The sequence below is a fragment of the Bradyrhizobium sp. USDA 4502 genome, assembly GCF_054063355.1.
The window spans coordinates 5608783-5626205 of the sequence record NZ_JBSSGF010000001.1; the positions used below are offsets into that span (position 1 = coordinate 5608783).

Below are 17423 nucleotides of genomic sequence, written 5' to 3' on the forward strand. Positions count from 1 at the left end.
CTACTTGACCAGCGTCGCGCCGGTCTCCGGATGCTGCAGCCAGCCGAGCAGCGCCTCGTGGAAGCGCGCCGGCGCCTGGATTTGCGGCGAATGGCCGAGGTCGGGGAATTCGATCAGCTGCGCATGCGGAATCCGCTTGGCCGCCTCCTTGCCCAGCACCGGATAATTGCCGAGCGTCTTGCGAATCTCCGGCGGCGCAGTGTCCTTGCCGATCGCGGTGGTGTCCTTGTCGCCGACAAAGAGCAGCGTCGGCGGCTTGATCTGCTCGAATTCGTAGAACACCGGCTGGGTCGCGATCATGTCGTAGAGCCGCGCCGAGCTCGACGCCACGGCGGCGCGGCCCTCTCCGCGATACATGCCGGCCAGCATCTGCACCCACGTCTCGTAGGACGCATCCCAGGTATCGGCGTAATAGGTGGCGCGCTCATAGGCGCGGATGCTGTCTGCGGTGACGCGCGTCTCGCGCTGCATCCAGCCGTCGAGGCTGAGCCACGGCACGCCTTTGGCCTTCCAGTCTTCCAGGCCGATCGGATCGACCAAAACCAGGTGGTCGGTGGCCTCCGGATACATCAGGGCGTAGCGCATCGCCAGCATGCCGCCGGTCGAGTGGCCGACCATGATCGAATGCGCGATCCCGAGCGAGGCGAGCAGCGCGCGGCTGTTGCCGGCGAGCTGCTGGAAGGTGAACTGATAGCGCTCCGGCTTGCTGGATTTGCAGAAGCCGATCTGGTCGATCGCGATCACGCGATAGCCGGCGCCGCTGAGCGCCTTGATGGTGCCGTCCCAGGTCGCGGCACAGAAGTTCTTGCCGTGCAGCAGCACCGCGGTCTGGCCATTCGGCGTCGCCGGCTTGACGTCGAGATAGGCCATGTCGAGCTCCTGCCCCTGCGAGCTGAAGCGATAATGCTCGACCGGATAGGGATAGTCGAAGCCCTGCAACTCCGGTCCATAGGCCGGCTCGGCGGCCGATTGCGCCCATGCGTTGGACGATCCGAGCGCAACGGTCGCGGCGACGGCGATGTGAAACAGGGTTTTCAGGTGCATCTCGGCAAATCCAGAACTCAGGGGCGATCTCGTGATGCCGTAGCCGAACGCGTGGGCGCCATCCAGCGCCCAGCGATGATTTGTTCGTGATCTCCGCGCGAAATTACGCCGGATCGAACGCCCGGATCGGCGGCAGATTGCCGTTGAAGCGTTCGACCTCGACGCTGGTGAGCTGGCCGGTGCAGCCCTGCGCGAAGGATGACGTGCCGATGTCGCGCGTCAGCACGTTCGGATTACCGTGCACGCAGAGCGGCGCTTCCTCCTCGGGGTCCATCGGGTCGTACCAGGCGCCGGTCGGCAGCTGAACCACGCCGGGCGCGATGCCGTCGGTGACATGCACCGCGGCGAGGCAGGCGCCGCGCGCGTTGAAGATGCGGATGATGTCGCCATCGGCAATGCCGCGCGGCTTGGCGTCGCTCGGATTCATGCGCGCGACCTCGCGGCCGCGATGCTTGGCGTCAAGCGAATGGCCGCCGAAATCGAGCTGGCTGTGCAGGCGCGTCACCGGCTGGTTGGCGACCAGGAAGCACGGCGCGTCGGATGTCGGCGTGTCTGATTTCTCGAGCCAGACCGGATGGCCCGGACAGTCGGCATCGCCGTGGCTAGCGATCTTCTGCGAAAAGATCTCGATGCGGCCGCTCGGCGTCGGCAGCGGCCGCGCCACCGGGTCCTCGCGAAAACGGCGCAACGAGCCGCCGTCGTCGAGATGCTGCGGCACCACCAGGCTGCCGCGCGCCCAGAACTCCTCGAAGCTCGGCGCCTCGAGCCCGCGCGCGGCGAGCGCCTTGCGGGTCGGCTCGTAGAGATGCTCCAGCCATTGCCGCGAGGTGCGTCCTTCCGTGAAGGGCTCGCGGGCGCCTAACCGCTCGGCGAGATCGGCGAAGATCTCGTAGTCGTCGCGCGCAAGGCCGACCGGTTCGGCGATCCGGTGCATCGCGACCATCAAGGGATCGTTGCTGGAATAGCCGATGTCCTCGCGCTCCAGCGTCATGGTCGAGGGCAGCACGATGTCGGCGTGGCGGGCGGTGGCGGTCCAGGCCAGCTCATGCACCACCAGCGTGTCGAGCCGCGCAAACGCCTTGCGCAGGCGGTTGAGGTCCTGGTGATGGTGGAACGGATTGCCGCCGGCCCAATAGACGAGGCGGATATCCGGATAGGTCCGCGTCTCGCCATTGTAGCGATAGCTGGTGCCGGGATTGAGTAGCATGTCGGCGATGCGCGCCACCGGAATGAAGTCGGCGACGCCGTTGCGGCCCTGCCCGAGCGTCGGCCCGGGCACGGCGTTGACGCGGCGCCCGTAATAGCCGATCGCGCCGAGCGAATAGGCGTAGCCGCCGCCGGGCAGGCCGATCTGGCCGAGCGCCGCCGCCAGCACCATGCCCATCCACACCGGCTGCTCGCCATGCTCGGCGCGCTGCAACGAATGCGACACGGTGATCAGCGCTCTGCGGCCGGCAAGCCGCCGCGCGAGCGCCTTGATGGTGCCGGCATCGATGCCGCAGATCGCCGCGGCCCATTCGGCACTCTTGGGCACACCGTCGCTCTCGCCGGTCAGATAGCGCAAAAACACCGGCCAGCCCTCGGTGTAGCGATCGAGGAAGGCCTGATCGCGCAGGCCTTCGCTGACCAAAGTGTGGACGATGCCGAGCATCAGCGCGGTGTCGGTGCCGGGGGTGGCCGTCAGCCATTCGGCGCCGGCCTCGACGGGAAGATCGTCGCGCAGCGGGCTGACCAGGATGAACTTGCAGCCGCGCCGCTGCGCGGCTTCCATCGCGCCGCGCTCGACATGCTTGCTGATCGAGCCGCCGGCCACCATCGAGTTCTTCAGCGCCATGCCGCCGAACGCCAGCACGATGTCGGTCTCGGCCGCGATCTGCTCCCAGGTGACGTTGCGCTTGGTGATGTCCTCATAGCCGGTCAGAATCTGCGGCAGCAGCACCGATGACGCGCCCGAGGAATAGGTGTTCACCGAGCGGACATAGCCGCCCATGGCGATGTTGAGGAAGCGGTGCACCTGGCTCTGCGCGTGATGGAAGCGGCCCGCGCTGGACCAGCCGTAGGAGCCGCCGAACACCGCGCCGGGGCCGATCGTGTCGCGGATCCGCGTCAGCTCGCCGCCGAGCAGATCGAGCGCCTGCTCCCAGCTCACCGAGACGAAGTCGTCGCGGCCGCGGCGATCATCCGGACCGGGCCCGCGCTCGAGCCAGCCGCGGCGGATTGCAGGCCTCGCGATGCGGGCCTGATGGCGCAGCGCGCCGGGGAAATTGTTGATGATGCGGTTCGGATCGGGATCGGCGGCATAGGGCCTGACTTCGAGACCCGTCTTGCCGAGCCGTGCCGAGAACACGCCCCAATGCGAGGTGTGCGGCTTGAACCCGTCGGACAGATCGAGGCCGGGATCGGGGTGGCCAATGGTCTCGCTCATCGATGCTCCTTCATCCCAGGCCGGCGCCTCGCCACGCCTGTCGCAACATTCCCCGCCAGTATAATGATCCAATCGGCGCACGGTACCCGCTAACACGGACCGCACCGTGCCTTGCCGGCATGACTGCGGGCGACGGCGGCGGAACTCCCGCCGGGGCCACGCCGCCAAAATATCGAAAACAACCCCATGCAAAGGCGCCGGGCGGCCGCCGGCGCCCGACAACGCCACTTGACGCGTCGGGCAAATCAGGGATACATTTCCAATATTCCGAAATCGTGCAAGTACCCCCTCGCCCGCAAGAGCGGGCGCGACGGATGCACGTGAGACCGAAACCCCTCCTCACAAATGACATCGCGCCGGCTCCCGCAGCGAGCGATCGTCTGCGCGCTTGCCGCGCGCAATCCAGGGAATACCCGACATGGACACCGCTCCCGACCTCACGACGGCAATGGCGATCGCCGCAACCGCCCAGACCCAGACTGCCGCAGCCCCGCGGATCAAATTCTCCTCGCACGGCTTCTGCATCGACCATCCTGATCCAAAGCTCGGCGCACGGCTGATGGCGAACGCACTGGGGGTCGCCGACCGCGACGCGATGGACGGCATCCTGCGGCAACTGGTCAAGGCCAGCGTGAGCGGCGGCAAGCCCTGCGAGGTCAACCTCGCCTTCATGATCTCGATGGTGAGAAGCATCGGCCCGCGGGATTCCGTCGAGGCCATGCTGGTGGCGCAGATGGTGTCGGTTCATGTGATGGCGATGCGATGTGCCCATCACCTCGCGCATGCCAAGGACCTCGCCCAGCACGACAGCGCCGCGCGCGCATTGGGCCGGCTCGCCCGCACCTTTCCCGCCCAGATCGAGGCGCTGAACCGCTACCGGAGCCATGGCGAGCCCGCGATCACCGTGCAGAACGTGAAGGTCGAGGATGGCGGCAACGCCATCGTCGGCAACGTCACGCAGCATGCGAGCGTGATCCTGTCCGACAACAGCCCGGCATCCGCGGCGCGGGCACTGAGGCCCGCGGGCGCGAGGCGACGGCGGAATCCCGTCGATGCCGGGCAGGACGCTCAGGCATGAGCGGCCACATCCAAACGACCGGCCCGATGCTGGCGAGCCGGCGTTGCGGCGCCAGGACCCGCTGCGGCGGTTCTTGCCGCGCGCCGGCGGTGCGCGGCAAGACGCGCTGCCGCATGCACGGCGGCGCAAAGGGATCCGGCGCGCCACGGGCGAACCGGAATGCGCGCAAGCACGGCCGGTTCACGGGGGATGCGATCGCCGAGCGGCGGCAGATCCGGGCGTTGTTGGGAGACGTGCGCAGGATGCTGGTGGGGATGAAGTGATTGCGTTTCGCAAATGGCCGCGCGCCTCAACGACCAATGGGCCGCAGGGCGCGAAATCCCGCTGGCCCATTCCCGCTAATGGATCATGAGGGCTGCGGCGATGCCGAACGCCGTGAGCGTTGCAACGGCCAAACTCATCAGGGTTATCGCTACAGGCCTCGGCATGACGATTAAACCCGCTGACGCAGTAAAAGGTTAACGGTAGCCGGACATTGCCGCATTCCGCGAAGACGACAACGCACCCCGTAGCGGCCCCGCGAGCAAAGATCCGGATTCCCGGCGGTCAGCGCACGAAGGCCAGGATCAGCGCAATGGTGACCAGCGCGTAAGTGCTGGTGACGGCGATGCCCAAATACAGACGCTCCATTGCGGCCTCCTGACCTCAAGGCGCCGCCCCCGCGCGATCAACTTAGCGCCCGCTCCGGCGCCGGGCAGCTGGAATTCCGGGTCATGGTAAATCTACGGGACCGTCCATCCGGGCTAGCCCCTGTAAGCTGCCAGCGCCAACCCTGTGGGCTCCTTGCGTCCGACTGAGGAAGTACCCCTCTCTTTCCAATTGCCGGCCTGTTGGGCTTGTCACCGTGCAGAACGTGAAGCTGGAGGGCGGCGACAACGCCATCGTCGGCGACGTCACCCAGCATGCGAGCGTGGTCGTGTCGGACCAGGAGCCGGCATCCGCGGCGCGGGCACCGAAGGCTGTGGGCGCCAGGCGAGCGCGTGATCCCGCCGAGAAGCGATATGAACTGGAGTAACGGTCTAGGTTGAGGCTCGGTGCTCCCTAGAGGACGAAAGGCGCCCACAGAACCATCTGGTTTCTGCCCAGCAGTCCCTTCTTGTTATGATGCAAATATCTTTGATTCGAGCCCCTTTACAGATGTTCGGACACCGCCAGTATTGGCAAACCACCGACCTGCAAGCACGATCAAAGTTAGAGTTGCTGGACTAACACTAATCAGTACCAGTGCCCAACCTTCAACTGTCCCCACATCGGTTTCGGGAGCCATGGCCGCGCAGGCGAGGTAGTAGTATAAGAACACTGCAAAGATAACGTTGATAAGCGCACCGATCTTATACTCCGAGAATAGCTGAACTTTCTTGAGTTCAAGGTTAGTCTGAGCGTCGAGCAGTTCGTCCAGTATCGCGTCGATGTTGTCGGTCGCCCGCTGTTCGCGTTTGAAGCGCTCGCGGCGAAGCCGAGCGATCCTGACTAGGCGCTCAATCTTTTTACTGAGCGGCGCACTAGCGAATTCGGCGATCGATTGTAGTAGCACTGTGCCGGTATGAAGCCCAACTCCTAGTTGCAAAACACTGGAAAAGTCGCTTAACTTCATTTTTGACTCTATCTGGATGCCGTATGCCGTCGATCAAAAGAAACGTAGACAGAATACTCAAGGCTAGAGGGCTGTCCGAATCTGACCTAAGTAAGCGCACTGGTCATTCGCGCGCCGAAATCGAAAACGTTCTGAGCGATCCTTCCGGCCGTAGGCGCGGAATATTGAACGAGATTGCCACTGAGTTGGTCGTCCCTGAGTTTTTCTTGTTCTCGACTGACCTTACACCTGAAACGACGATCGCTGATTTTCGACAATCTACGCCAACCAAACGAGGCTATCAGAGGGCAACGATCAAGGCGATCGAATTCGCCAAGGAAGTCCAGGCTGACGCTTCGACAAGGGATGCATTCAAGCCGAACAGCGCGCTCGTCAACCAGATGGACGGAAAGAACGAAAAGGAACGGGCGGCGTCCCTTCGTGAGCGAATCGGCCTATCGATAGCAAAACAGTTTGAGTTCAAGGACTCGCGGCTTCTGTATGCGTTCGTACGCAGGCAGATTGAGGCTCTTGAGACGCTAGTTTTTCAGTGGAGCTTTCCGAGCGACGACGGGGCTGGCTTCGCGATCACAAGCCCAAAGAGCTTTAATTCGATCGTCGTCAATACCAAAGGCCAGATCTACTCGCGCCGCTTATTTACCTTAGCCCACGAGGTATATCATTGCGTCTTGAATCAGACCGGTATGTCTGACCCGGATGTGATCAAGAACGACATCGAACGGCGTTGCAACAAATTCGCGGTACAATTTTTGGCGCCAGTTGATCTGGTTGAATTGGCCGCAAAGCAGACGATCCACAGTTCAAATTTCGACGTAGACGAACTGCGATCGTTTAGCGAACTTACTAAGCTATCGATGGCGGCGAGTCTCTACCGCTTGGTCGAAACGGGCAGGTACTCGGACAACGCCATCGCTCAGTGGAAGGCTTACATCAAGCAGGTTGGCAGCCCGGATCTGGCAAAACGCGGCGGCGGCAGACGTCAAGCCGAATGGAAGTACAAGCTGGGCAAGTACGGCACTACGTTCGCGCGCGTTTATTCGCGCGCCGTTGAGGAGGGAGACATTGACGATTACGAGTTGTTTCGCCTCTCGGGCATCAAGCCGAAATATCAGAACGAGTATTTAACCAACGCACTGACAGCGGCACTTGACGACGCTCAGGACGAAGCGGAATAGCTGAGGCCCTGAGTTGACATACACCTTTGACGTACGCGGCCTGCGCGCTCTCAGCCAATCCTCAGAAAACGAATTTGCCGCCGCACTTGAGGACATCGCGACTGGCGAAGCGAGACTGTTTAGTTGCGCGTATAACGAATTCGCAAAGGTGTATGACGATGAGGCTGAGGTATTCAAGGGCACGAAGTTAAAGCGAGAACCCTTGAGTGAAGAGCATAGGGAATCAATTATCGCCATTGCGGAGAGCGCACAAGCGACGTTCGGTTTTCGCGGCCCCTACGATAAGGCGATCGAATGGCAGATAGCAGGCGTCGCGTGCTGTGATGGCGACATCATCGTCACGGATGCGAAGGGCAAGTTGAAGTACTTGCAAATTGATGGCGTGCAAGCCGTAACGTTTGATGAATTTTTGGATCGCCACAATTAGCCAGAGCTACGGCAACCAGAGTTACAGTGACAGTACATTTAACTTCGTTTTCAAAGTGGTCTGCGCGGCGTTGCTGCGCCTGGTAACGCGGCGACTGGTCGGGGATAACGACACGGGCGAGACGGGATGCGCTGTCACCGCAATGAAGATCATTCGCTACTTGGGAGGCGGGCATGGGAAAGCCGGAAGAGCCTTACATCCTAATTGTCGTTGAAACCTATCTTGAGAGTGGCTCAGGTCTTCATGGTGACCTTCACGTCAGGCCAATTGCAGGCCAAGCGCTTCCGAGAGACTTGCGTGTCCGTTTTCCGAAGTCGCTGCGGCGCGCTCATCCACTGGGTACGCGATTTTTGGTTTACGCCAAGCTCACCGACAGAGAGGGAGGGAACGGGTTCGTACATACGAACCACGCGTGGGACGTTCAGGTGCTCGGGATGCCCCCGGCTGGCGACGATTTAAGGTATAGGAGGTGATCCATACAATTTTTGTCCGTTACGGTGACAGTGCACTGATTCCCATTTCTCCGAATGATCCGCGCGTGGTGTTGTCGGTCGTAGCACAAACGCGAAGTTTTATTTGAGTCCTCTCTTCCGCTTTTCACGACGAAGTATCTTCTCGAAAGCGTCTTCCCAACCATCGCGATGCGGAAGTCGATCAAACCTCTCGTCCGTCCCGCGAAGCAGATCAATTCGCGATCTTTTCGAGACTTGCTCCCAAGCGTCATACAGCAGGTAGAGCGCGTTCCCGTATTGGACGTTCTCAAAGACAACCAAATCATCCGCATATTTGGCACCGATATACGATCCAAATCCTCCGGACCCTCGCAAATAGGCCAACGGTGTGAGTTTCGCGAAGAGGCGAACGCGTTCCTCGATCTTTCCGCGTGCTGCAGCGCTTAGCGATCTTCCCCTCAACAGCCTCTCAGCAACCTCCCCAGCATTGCCCGGGGGAAATATCTCCCAGTCTAAAGCGATCGTCTTGATATACTCAGCGATAGGCGTGTCGCTGCTCACCACGCCGATAGCTCCGCAATTTTCCTGAAGCAAATTCAGCATGAAGAGCAGTTCGTCCTCCAATTTCGCGCTCGACTTATCCAAGTCCTCTTTGATCCGCAAATGCACGACTATGCCGCCACTTGGGTCAGTGCGTAGTACGTGCGTCAAAATCGAATAGTTTCTCGCCTCGTGAACCTCTCGTTGAAAAACGTCCCGTTTCGACTCATGGAGATGTGTTCCATAGGTGGCTGCGTCGCCAAAGTTGGGTGTTTCCCAGTAGAACGATTTTTTGATCTTCCGCAGGTCGCGCCGAACCACCTCCCATCCGTTCCGATTGCGATCTGAGTATGGGCCCATGTCCTCTGGCGGAATTGTCTCCGAAACCGAGCCTGCGGTTGAGCCGATCTTCAGCAACTTGAGCGGAGTTGCCGCGATTTCCGCTGCAGCGAGCGTCTTGGTTGCGCCAATGTGAAAGATTTCCCCCTTCAGAGCACTCAACTGACTCATGATCGAAGGCGGGACCTTCTTGAAATTGCGCTTCCACGGCAGTTCTCGAAACCTCGTCGCCATTCAATCCTCATAGCCATTCAGACGTGATTCGGATGAATTGCAGGATGACACGCAAAGCGGGTGTTGACGGCTCATTTCCCGCTTATCCAGCATATTCACAGGCGCTCACGTGGACATCGTACGCGTCCCGCCTGCAGTTCGCTGCCCCGCGAGGCTTACGAGGTGCACGAGGTAGGTGCCTGAAGCCCCGCCGCTTTATCCCCGAATGTCACTGCGTTGATCCGCGCCACGCTCGCTGATCGAGGTCGCGAACAAAGCGATCGCCGATCTCCGCCGCGGCAGCGATTTCAAGACAGCTCTGCGGCGCAGCAACATCACGGCGAGCATGCCGGTAACTGAGTCCGCCGGCGTATCCTGCGCGTTGCAATCCGAGGCCCGCGTCATTTCCAGAAACAAATTTCCGGGCGAAACGGGCGCCCGAGTGTGTCATCACAGCGGAATTGTTTGCTCGATAGACGGCACGACCCAGGATAAATTTCATGATTGCGCGGGGGCTTGTTTTCGTCATCCTCACGCTTTTCCCGGCAGGCGCAATTGCCAGAAGCTGGTTTCTCAATGGCCTCGGGAGCGGCGGCATTTATCACATCTGGGAGTTCGGCGACGACGGCCTGGTGTCGAGCCTGACGCCGGCGCTGTCGCCGCCCGATGGCGTTCTTCATTTGGCGTGGCCATCCGCGATCGCGCCGGATGCGCATACAAGGCGTCTTTATGCGTCAGCCTATACGACGGGCTGGTTTCAGCTGCGGCTCTGGACGTCGACGAACGAAGGAGCCTGGATCCCGCAAGGAATCGCCTTTCAGTCGGACGCTTCCGAGCCCGGCGGGATCGGCCCGGCGCAGGTGGTGTATGAGCCCGGAGCAGCCGAGCCGTACATGATCTATTACCTCGACCGCGCGTCGAAGCAGATCAAGCTGGCGACCAGCGTCGACGGCATGACATTCACGCGCCATGGCGCCGTGATCACCCCCTCGCTGCCCGAGGAAGCGTCCGGGCTGTCGATCAGCTATGCCTGTCGGCGCGCGAACGGCGAATATGTCATCTTCTATCACGGCTACTACAACAACACGCAGAATGCCGTCGCGCTGGTTGCCACGGCAGATAGCCCGCACGGCCCGTTCACGAAGAAGACCATCATCGCGCGGCCGGATGGTTTTGCATCGACGCTTTCCGCCCACCGTCTCAATGCAACCGCCACCGCCGATGTCGCGGTGCCGCTGGGGATTCCCCTGCTGGTGGGCGGCGGCACGGCAAGACAGGAGGCCAACGTCGCAATCAAGCAGGACGAAACGACGATCTGGTTCGAGCGGCCATTCGTGTTCGATCACGTTCGGATCGTCTGGTTTCGGTCTCACGAAACAAGGTGGAGCTGTCCTACGCCCAGGAGCAGCCGGACGGCAGCTGGCGCGGCGTCTTCTCGCTCTATAATCCAGACCCTAACGTCGCTTCAGAATATACGACGGAGGGCAGCGCCCGATCCCTGACCGCGCCATGGTCGTATGCGAGAACCGGGTTTCGTTTCAAGCCATGGTATCGCGGCGGGGAAAATTCGACCGAGAACCCAACGCCGCTTCTCAGCAACGATGCGTGTTCAAGCTAGAATGGCGGCCCGCATCGTGAACGCCGGCCTTGATGCTCCAGACGATGCCCCCGCTTCCGTCGTGACTGTCCACGGTTCGGCTGCGGCCGACGACGAGGCAGCCGCCGGGCTGACCGAGGACCATCCGCTTCAGCCCGACTATTGGTGGAGCTGTTCCTGGAGCTGTTCCTGGAGGCCGTTGCGCGATCGAGAACGATCTGCCAGTTTTCAACCTTTAATAGGCGGGCGATCCATATCGCGGGCACAGGATGCGACAGGTCTGCCAGCGTGAGGCCAGGACCCGGACACGGAGCGCGTGAAGACGTCTGATGCCCGAAACAGGTGAATTTCAAAAATCCAGTTCGACCGACTTGCAGCGCGCCTTCGCGCAGGCTGTCGCGCTGCATCAGCGGGGTCAGCTCGCGGCAGCGGAAAAGATCTATGAAGACATGCTCCGACAGCAGCCGGACAACTTCGATGCACTGCATCTGCTGGGCCTGATTTCCGCGCAGACCGGCCGTAGCGAGCGCGGCGTCGACCTGATCCGGCGCGCGATCAGGCTCAACGGCAACGTCGCGGACGCGCACAGCAACCTCGGCAATGCGCTGCGCGCGTTGCGCCGCTTCGACGAAGCGCTCGCGAGCTTCGACAGGGCGGTCGCGCTCAAGCAAAACCTCGCGCCGGCGCTCTACAATCGCGGACTTACGCTCGCCGACCTTGGGCGCCACGAGGAGGCGCTCGCAAGCTTCGATCGCGTGCACGCGCTCGCGCCTGACCATGCGGATGCCCATCGAAACAGGGGCACCGCGCTGAGAAAGCTGCAGCGGCCCGAGGAGGCGCTGGCGAGCCTGGACAGGGCGATTGCGCTCAAGCCCAACGATGCCGGCGCACACAACGATCGCGGCAACGTGCTCAACGACCTCAAGAGGTTCGATGATGCGCTCGCGAGCTACGACCGGGCCCCGAAAATTGCCGGCGCGTGCTACAATCGCGGCAACGTGCTGATCGAACTGGATCGTCTCGAAGAGGCAGTTGCAAGTTACGACAAGGCGATCGCGCTCCAGCCCGACTATGGCGAGGCCTACAACAACCGCGGCTCGGCGCTGTTCAGGCTCAGGCATCACGACGCGGCGCTCGCCAGCATCGACAAGGCGATCCAGCACAAGGGCGACGATGCGGCTGCCCACGCCAACCGCGGCAAGGTTCTGTCCACTCTGGCGCGCTATCCCGAGGCACTCGCCGCCTATGACAAGGCCGTCGCGCTCAAACCGGATCAGGCCGACATCGAAGGCTATCGCCTGCACGCCAAATCCCACATTTGCGACTGGGCCGGCTTTGACGCCGAGTGCGACCAACTTATCGAGTTGATCAGGACCCGGAACGCGACGACGCCGCCATTTCTGTTTTGTAGCGTTCCTTCGTCGACCGCCGACCAACTGCTATGCGCCACGCGATGGACCGCGAAGAATCATCCGCCGTCTGCAAGCCAGCGCTGGCGGGGCGAGCGCTACGATCACGATCGAATTCGCATCGGCTATTTCTCCTCGGATTTCTGCAACCACGCGACATCGCTCTTGATGGCAGGGATGTTCGAGTGCCACGACCGGTCGAAATTCGAGACGGTGGCAATCTCGTGGTCGCCCGATGACCCCTCGGAGATGCGTCGACGGCTGGAGGCGTCGTTCGATCGATTTGTCGAGGTCCGGGACATCAACGACGATGAGGTCGCCGACCTGATCAGACAATTGGAAATCGACATTCTGGTTGATCTGAAAGGCTTTACCGGGGGATCCCGCACCAGAGTGCTTGGCCGCCGGCCTGCCCCCATCCAGGTCAATTATCTGGGCTATCCGGGAACACTCGGTGCCCCGTTCATCGACTACATCATCGCCGATCACATCGTGATCCCGGATCACCATCGCGAATTCTACAGCGAAAAGGTGGTCGCCCTGCCCGACAGCTATCAGGCCAACGACGACAAACGCGTCATTGCCGATCGCGTGTTCACGCGCGGCGACGTGGGGCTGGCGCCGACGGGCTTCGTGTTTGCTGCTTCAACAACAACTACAAGATCACGCCTGACATGTTCGATCGGTGGATGCGGATTCTCGGCCGCGTCGAGGGCAGCATGTTGTGGCTGCTCGAAGCCAACGCCGACTCTGCCGCAAATTTGCGAAAGGAGGCGGTCGCGCGTGGCGTGGCTGCGGAGCGCCTTGTGTTCGCACCGCGGATGTCGTTGCCCGACCATCTCGCACGCCATCGCCTCGCCGGCCTGTTCCTCGACAGCACTCCCTACAATGCCCACACCACCGCCAGCGATGCGCTATGGGCCGGCCTGCCGGTGCTGACCATTCTCGGCGACACGTTTGCCAGCCGGGTCGCGGCGAGCTTGCTCCATGCGATCGGCCTGCCCGAGCTGATTGCGGAATCGCCCGAGGCTTACGAGCGCATGGCGGTCGATCTTGCGACCCATCCTTCGAGGCTCGCGGCGCTCAGATCGAGGCTGGCGGCCAACCGGCCGACGGCGCCGTTGTTCGATACCAAACGTTTCACCCGGCATATCGAGGCCGCCTACACCGCGATGTATGAGCGTCACCGGGCGGGCATTGCGCCGGACCATATCGTCGTCCCGGCGTGATCGTTGCCGGCTAGTGTCCCGAATCCGAAGTTCGCATCATTTGCCGCACCTTCGGAGCGAACTTCGGATTCGATAAGGACACTAGCAAACTTATGATTCTAATGTGCTTTATCAATGCGAAGTTCGTGAAAGTGGCTGCCGCGAAATCGCACGAACTTCGCATTCAGCACACTAGCTGCAGTCGCTCATCAACCCCTTGTTCCAGCCTTGAGCGGCCACGTCCCCACCACCAGACGAACGGCGCGTTGAGGGCGAAGTCAATCCCTTGACGGCCGGTCGGTCGAGACAATAGATGATGATCATCATGTAAAGACCCGACGCCCGGGCAGGTTCGAATCCCGGCCATGCCGGTTCGCACCAAGGGCGCGACAGGAGAGCCATGCGTCGAATTGTTGTGACGGGCCTGGGGACGGTGGCTCCGCTGGGCTGTGGCACCGAACTGGTGTGGTCGAGGCTGCTGGCGGGGCATTCCGGGCTTACGGCATTGCCGGCGTGGGCGACCGTGCTGCCGGGGCGCGTTGCAGGACAGGTTCCTGACAAGGCTGGGGATGCCGAGGGTGGGTTCGATCCCGATTCCGCAGCCCCGCGCAAGGACCAGAAGAAGATGGACCGGTTCATCCTGTTCGCGCTGCTGGCAGCGGCGGAAGCCGTGGCGCAGGCCGGCTGGATGCCGGCCGACGCGCTTGCGCAGCAGCGCACCGCCACCGTGATCGCATCCGGGATCGGCGGGTTTCCCGCGATCGCGGACGCCGTGCGCACGGCGGAAAAGAGCGGCCTGCGCCGGCTGTCGCCGTTCACCATTCCATCCTTCCTGGCAAATCTCGCGGCCGGGCACATCACCATCCGCTACGGCTACAAGGGTCCGATCGGCGCGCCGGTGACCGCCTGCGCGGCGAGCGTGCAAGCGATCGGCGACGGCGCGCGCCTGATCAGATCAGGCGAAGCCGACATTGCGATCTGCGGCGGTGCGGAGGCCTGTATCGATCCGGTGAGCCTCGGCGGCTTTGCCGCGGCGCGGGCGTTGTCGACGTCGTTCAACGACACGCCGGCGCGGGCGTCGCGACCGTTCGACCGCGACCGCGACGGCTTCGTGATGGGCGAAGGCGCAGGCGTGCTCGTCATCGAGGAGCTCGAACACGCGCTTCGGCGCGGCGCCAAGCCGATCGCGGAGCTCGTCGGCTACGGCACGACGGCGGACGCCTATCACATCACCGCTGGTCCCGAAGACGGCGACGGCGCCCGGCGCGCGATGGAGGCGGCGCTGCAGCAGGCCGGCTTGCGGCCCGACGAGGTCCAGCATCTCAACGCGCATTCGACATCGACGCCGGTCGGCGATCTCTCCGAGCTGGAGGCGATCAAGCGCGTGTTCGGGCGCGCGGGAGGAATTGCCGTCAGCGCCACCAAGTCGGCGACCGGACATCTGCTCGGCGCCGCCGGCGGCATCGAGGCGATCTTCACGATCCTGGCGTTGCGCGATCAGGTCGCGCCGCCCTCGCTCAATCTGGAGAACGCCGATTCCGCAGCGCAGGGCATCGACCTCGTCGCGAACGTCGCGCGGCCGATGGCGATCGAACACGCGATCTCGAACGGTTTTGGATTCGGCGGCGTCAACGCCAGCCTGGTTTTTCGACGGTGGTCCTGAGGCGGTCGCGTCAAAACAAGAATCTAGAGCCCCGTTCCGATTCCATCGGAACGGGAAAATCTCTCGAATTGCCTAACCGCCCGCCGCTGCGTTGCGCACGTCAATCCGTTCCCCGTCCTGCTTGCGGACGTAGAGATGACGTTCCAGCACGGATTGCATGTTCTCGAACATCGAATAGAGATCGTTGCAATAAACCGACGGATTGTCGAAACCGTTCTTCGTGGAGAAGCGGTGCGGAAGGTAGCCTCCGCCGCAGGCGTTCATGAACTTGCATTGCCGGCACTTCTCGCAAAGATTGACCGAAGCATCGCGTGCGGCTTTCCAGCGCGGCTCGGTCCTGACGTCGTCGATCGCGTGATCGAAGATGTTGAACCGCGTGTTGGTGAAACCGTCACCCGCAATCCGCAACACGTCATGGGCCTCCACCGTGCCGTCGGTCATGACCGTGCAAAGCTCGACCGGCTTGTGGCCGACACCTTCGGTCGGCGCGTTGTTGCCGATCAGGGCCGCGACCATGTCGGAAATGATGCGGACATTCGACGTCGGCCTCGCGCGATTGGCTTCCAGCCACAAGTCGAAAAGGCCGTTATAGAACGGGGCAATGGACGACGGCTTCTCGTCCACCGTCGCGTCGGGAATCATGATGTCGTAGTTGGAGATACCGCACGCCGCGAAAAAATCCGCGTATTCCTGCGGCGCGTAGGCCGGGTTGCAGACTGCGAGGGCGATCACACCGATGTCGCGCGACACCAGCATGCGGGCGGCACGTTCCACAGCGGCATGGGTGCCGGTACCTTGAAACGTCTTGCGATGAGCGTCGTGAATATGTGCCGGCCCGTCGATGCTGATCGCCACCGAAATATTGCGGGCCTCGAAGCAGTCGAGCCATTCATCATCGATCAGCACGCCGTTGGTCGTCACCGCGATCGGGATCTCGCAGCCGGTCCGGGATGAAATGCCCTCGCAGCCCTCCGCAAAACGGTGAAAATTATCGACACCCCAAAGCAGCGGCTCACCGCCGTGCAGGATCACGGGAAAGTCGACGAGGGAGTATCTGGCGACGTGCTGTTCGAGGCGCAGCAACAGCTGTTGCAGCACCTCCGCACTCATCAGCTTGGGCTTGTCGTAGACGGCCGCATCGCGAAACCAGTAGCAATAGGAGCAATCGATGTTGCACCTCGCCGCGACCTTGACCAGCAACTGCGTGATCGGCTGCTCCTGGAACGCGACGGAATTTGAAGCGTCAACCGACATGCGGATACCAGCAAGCTGCGATCGGGCTAGATCATGATGCGTTTCCACGGAATCGCATCATGATCTCATCTGTTTGTTTGAGCATGATCATTTCGGAAAACCGGTTTCCACTTTTCCGGATCATGCTCTAGTAGCCCCTGACGAAGCCACCTCGTCGGAACGCGCCTGCTCCGGGATAATATCCGCCGGCCCTGCGAAATGCGCCGGCGCCCGGATAGTAGCCGCCGCCCCTGCGAAAGCCGCCCGCATAGGGCCCCCTGGCAAAGGCCCCGCGCCTGAAATAGACCTGAGTTGCCTGAGGCTGTTCGGAAACCACCCCCAGCTGCAAGACGTCCTGAGCGCTCTGTTCTTGAGGACTCTGTTCCTGAGCGCCCTGTTCCTGAAGGCTCTGCTCGCGCACACCACTCAGCAATGCGTCGATACCCTGATGATCGCTTTCGATTGTCGCACCCGGCCCGTGCAGTTGCAGCAGGCTCGCCAAGACCGTCAGCGTGATCGCCATCGTCGAGCTCCTTTTCGCGATATCGCAATCAAACGAAATGTCGGCGCGTGCCTTACGCCGGTCGAGCAACTGAAAGTATAGCAGCGGATTTGCAGCGGAGTCTAGCTATCGCGTCTGATGCTGCGCCGATCAGTTCGCGAGGGGCGAACGACCAAGGCACGCTCTCGCGCGAGCCCGTTCCGAAAGACCTGCGCAATCGTTCACGAATGTGATCGCGGCCAACGGCACCGCAATCTGAATCGGGAGCCGCAGGCATGCGCTCGAAATGGCCGCTTTTGCGTGCCGAAGCGGGTCAGTTCCGGGTTTGCGGATGAGGGCTCAATGGCGCGCCAATCGGAACGAAACTGCGAACTCTTATGTGATTGAAATTGCAATGCGACCTTTAACAATACCCGATTGAGGCGTGCGTCCGCACTCACAATTCCCCGAGCCCATTGGAGCGCGATGACTTTTCTTCGACCGTCATCCCGCTCTGGCCCTTTGATTTGACACGATCTTTTCGG

The 17423-nt window shown here is 61.8% G+C and carries 15 protein-coding genes and 1 pseudogene; 9 read left to right on the forward strand and 7 right to left on the reverse strand.

Going from position 1 to position 17423, the window contains the following annotated elements; genetic code table 11:
• Together ACVW1B_RS26130 and ACVW1B_RS26135 are read right to left on the reverse strand one after the other, a co-directional pair.
• A complete protein-coding gene (locus ACVW1B_RS26130) occupies positions 1–1044 on the reverse strand; it encodes an alpha/beta fold hydrolase (RefSeq protein WP_456822427.1) in 1044 nt (347 codons plus the stop codon).
• Positions 1045–1147: 103 nt separating this feature from the next.
• A complete protein-coding gene (locus ACVW1B_RS26135; protein ID WP_456822428.1) occupies positions 1148–3469 on the reverse strand; it encodes a molybdopterin guanine dinucleotide-containing S/N-oxide reductase in 2322 nt (773 codons plus the stop codon).
• 418 nt (positions 3470–3887) lie between these two features.
• Here ACVW1B_RS26135 and ACVW1B_RS26140 point away from each other — a divergent pair, with 418 nt between their 5' ends.
• The 3 genes from ACVW1B_RS26140 (at position 3888) to ACVW1B_RS26150 (ending at position 5562) form a co-directional block, all read left to right on the forward strand.
• Positions 3888–4547, forward strand: coding sequence for a hypothetical protein (locus ACVW1B_RS26140; RefSeq protein WP_456822429.1), 660 nt, complete (start codon positions 3888–3890; stop codon positions 4545–4547).
• Positions 4544–4810, forward strand: a complete 267-nt coding sequence (locus ACVW1B_RS26145) for an HGGxSTG domain-containing protein (RefSeq protein ID WP_456822430.1) — start codon at positions 4544–4546, stop codon at positions 4808–4810. Before ACVW1B_RS26140 ends, ACVW1B_RS26145 begins: the two co-directional genes overlap by 4 nt.
• Positions 4811–5391: 581 nt before the next feature.
• Positions 5392–5562, forward strand: coding sequence for a hypothetical protein (locus ACVW1B_RS26150; protein ID WP_456822431.1), 171 nt, complete (start codon positions 5392–5394; stop codon positions 5560–5562).
• An 84-nt stretch (positions 5563–5646) separates the two neighbouring features.
• On the opposite strand, the gene ACVW1B_RS26155 is transcribed toward ACVW1B_RS26150, so the two are convergent.
• Positions 5647–6141 (reverse strand): hypothetical protein, encoded by a 495-nt coding sequence (locus tag ACVW1B_RS26155; protein ID WP_456822432.1) that lies wholly within the window; start codon positions 6139–6141, stop codon positions 5647–5649.
• Positions 6142–6305: 164 nt separating this feature from the next.
• Here ACVW1B_RS26155 and ACVW1B_RS26160 point away from each other — a divergent pair, with 164 nt between their 5' ends.
• Together ACVW1B_RS26160 and ACVW1B_RS26165 are read left to right on the forward strand one after the other, a co-directional pair.
• Entirely contained in the window at positions 6306–7316 is a 1011-nt protein-coding gene (locus tag ACVW1B_RS26160; RefSeq protein WP_456822433.1) for an ImmA/IrrE family metallo-endopeptidase, read from the forward strand.
• Positions 7317–7329: 13 nt separating this feature from the next.
• Positions 7330–7743: a hypothetical protein gene (locus ACVW1B_RS26165; RefSeq protein ID WP_456822434.1), complete on the forward strand. Its 414-nt coding sequence runs from the start codon at positions 7330–7332 to the stop codon at positions 7741–7743.
• Positions 7744–8315: 572 nt separating this feature from the next.
• On the opposite strand, the gene ACVW1B_RS26170 is transcribed toward ACVW1B_RS26165, so the two are convergent.
• Both ACVW1B_RS26170 and ACVW1B_RS26175 read right to left on the reverse strand, forming a co-directional pair.
• On the reverse strand, positions 8316–9308 hold the full coding sequence (locus ACVW1B_RS26170; RefSeq protein ID WP_456822435.1) for a hypothetical protein: 993 nt from the start codon (positions 9306–9308) through the stop codon (positions 8316–8318).
• A gap of 208 nt (positions 9309–9516) precedes the next feature.
• Positions 9517–9789, reverse strand: coding sequence for a hypothetical protein (locus tag ACVW1B_RS26175; RefSeq protein WP_456822436.1), 273 nt, complete (start codon positions 9787–9789; stop codon positions 9517–9519).
• Here ACVW1B_RS26175 and ACVW1B_RS26180 point away from each other — a divergent pair.
• From ACVW1B_RS26180 to fabF, 4 genes and pseudogenes are all read left to right on the forward strand, one after another.
• Entirely contained in the window at positions 9788–10789 is a 1002-nt protein-coding gene (locus ACVW1B_RS26180) for a hypothetical protein (RefSeq protein WP_456822437.1), read from the forward strand. The two genes, ACVW1B_RS26175 and ACVW1B_RS26180, sit on opposite strands and share 2 nt — an antisense overlap.
• Before the next feature lie 424 nt (positions 10790–11213).
• Positions 11214–12815: pseudogene (locus ACVW1B_RS26185) on the forward strand (tetratricopeptide repeat protein); the annotation flags it as partial.
• 152 nt (positions 12816–12967) lie between these two features.
• Positions 12968–13522, forward strand: a complete 555-nt coding sequence (locus ACVW1B_RS26190; protein ID WP_456822438.1) for an O-linked N-acetylglucosamine transferase family protein — start codon at positions 12968–12970, stop codon at positions 13520–13522.
• A gap of 379 nt (positions 13523–13901) precedes the next feature.
• A complete protein-coding gene (gene fabF, locus ACVW1B_RS26195; RefSeq protein ID WP_456822439.1) occupies positions 13902–15164 on the forward strand; it encodes a beta-ketoacyl-ACP synthase II in 1263 nt (420 codons plus the stop codon).
• 72 nt (positions 15165–15236) lie between these two features.
• On the opposite strand, the gene ACVW1B_RS26200 is transcribed toward fabF, so the two are convergent.
• Both ACVW1B_RS26200 and ACVW1B_RS26205 read right to left on the reverse strand, forming a co-directional pair.
• Complete coding sequence (locus tag ACVW1B_RS26200) at positions 15237–16418, reverse strand: radical SAM protein (protein ID WP_456822440.1); 1182 nt, start codon at positions 16416–16418, stop codon at positions 15237–15239.
• Between the two features lie 127 nt (positions 16419–16545).
• The gene (locus ACVW1B_RS26205) at positions 16546–16920 is read right to left on the reverse strand and encodes a hypothetical protein (RefSeq protein WP_253607196.1); all 375 of its coding nucleotides are present in this window, start codon (positions 16918–16920) and stop codon (positions 16546–16548) included.
• Positions 16921–17423 lie beyond the last annotated feature (503 nt).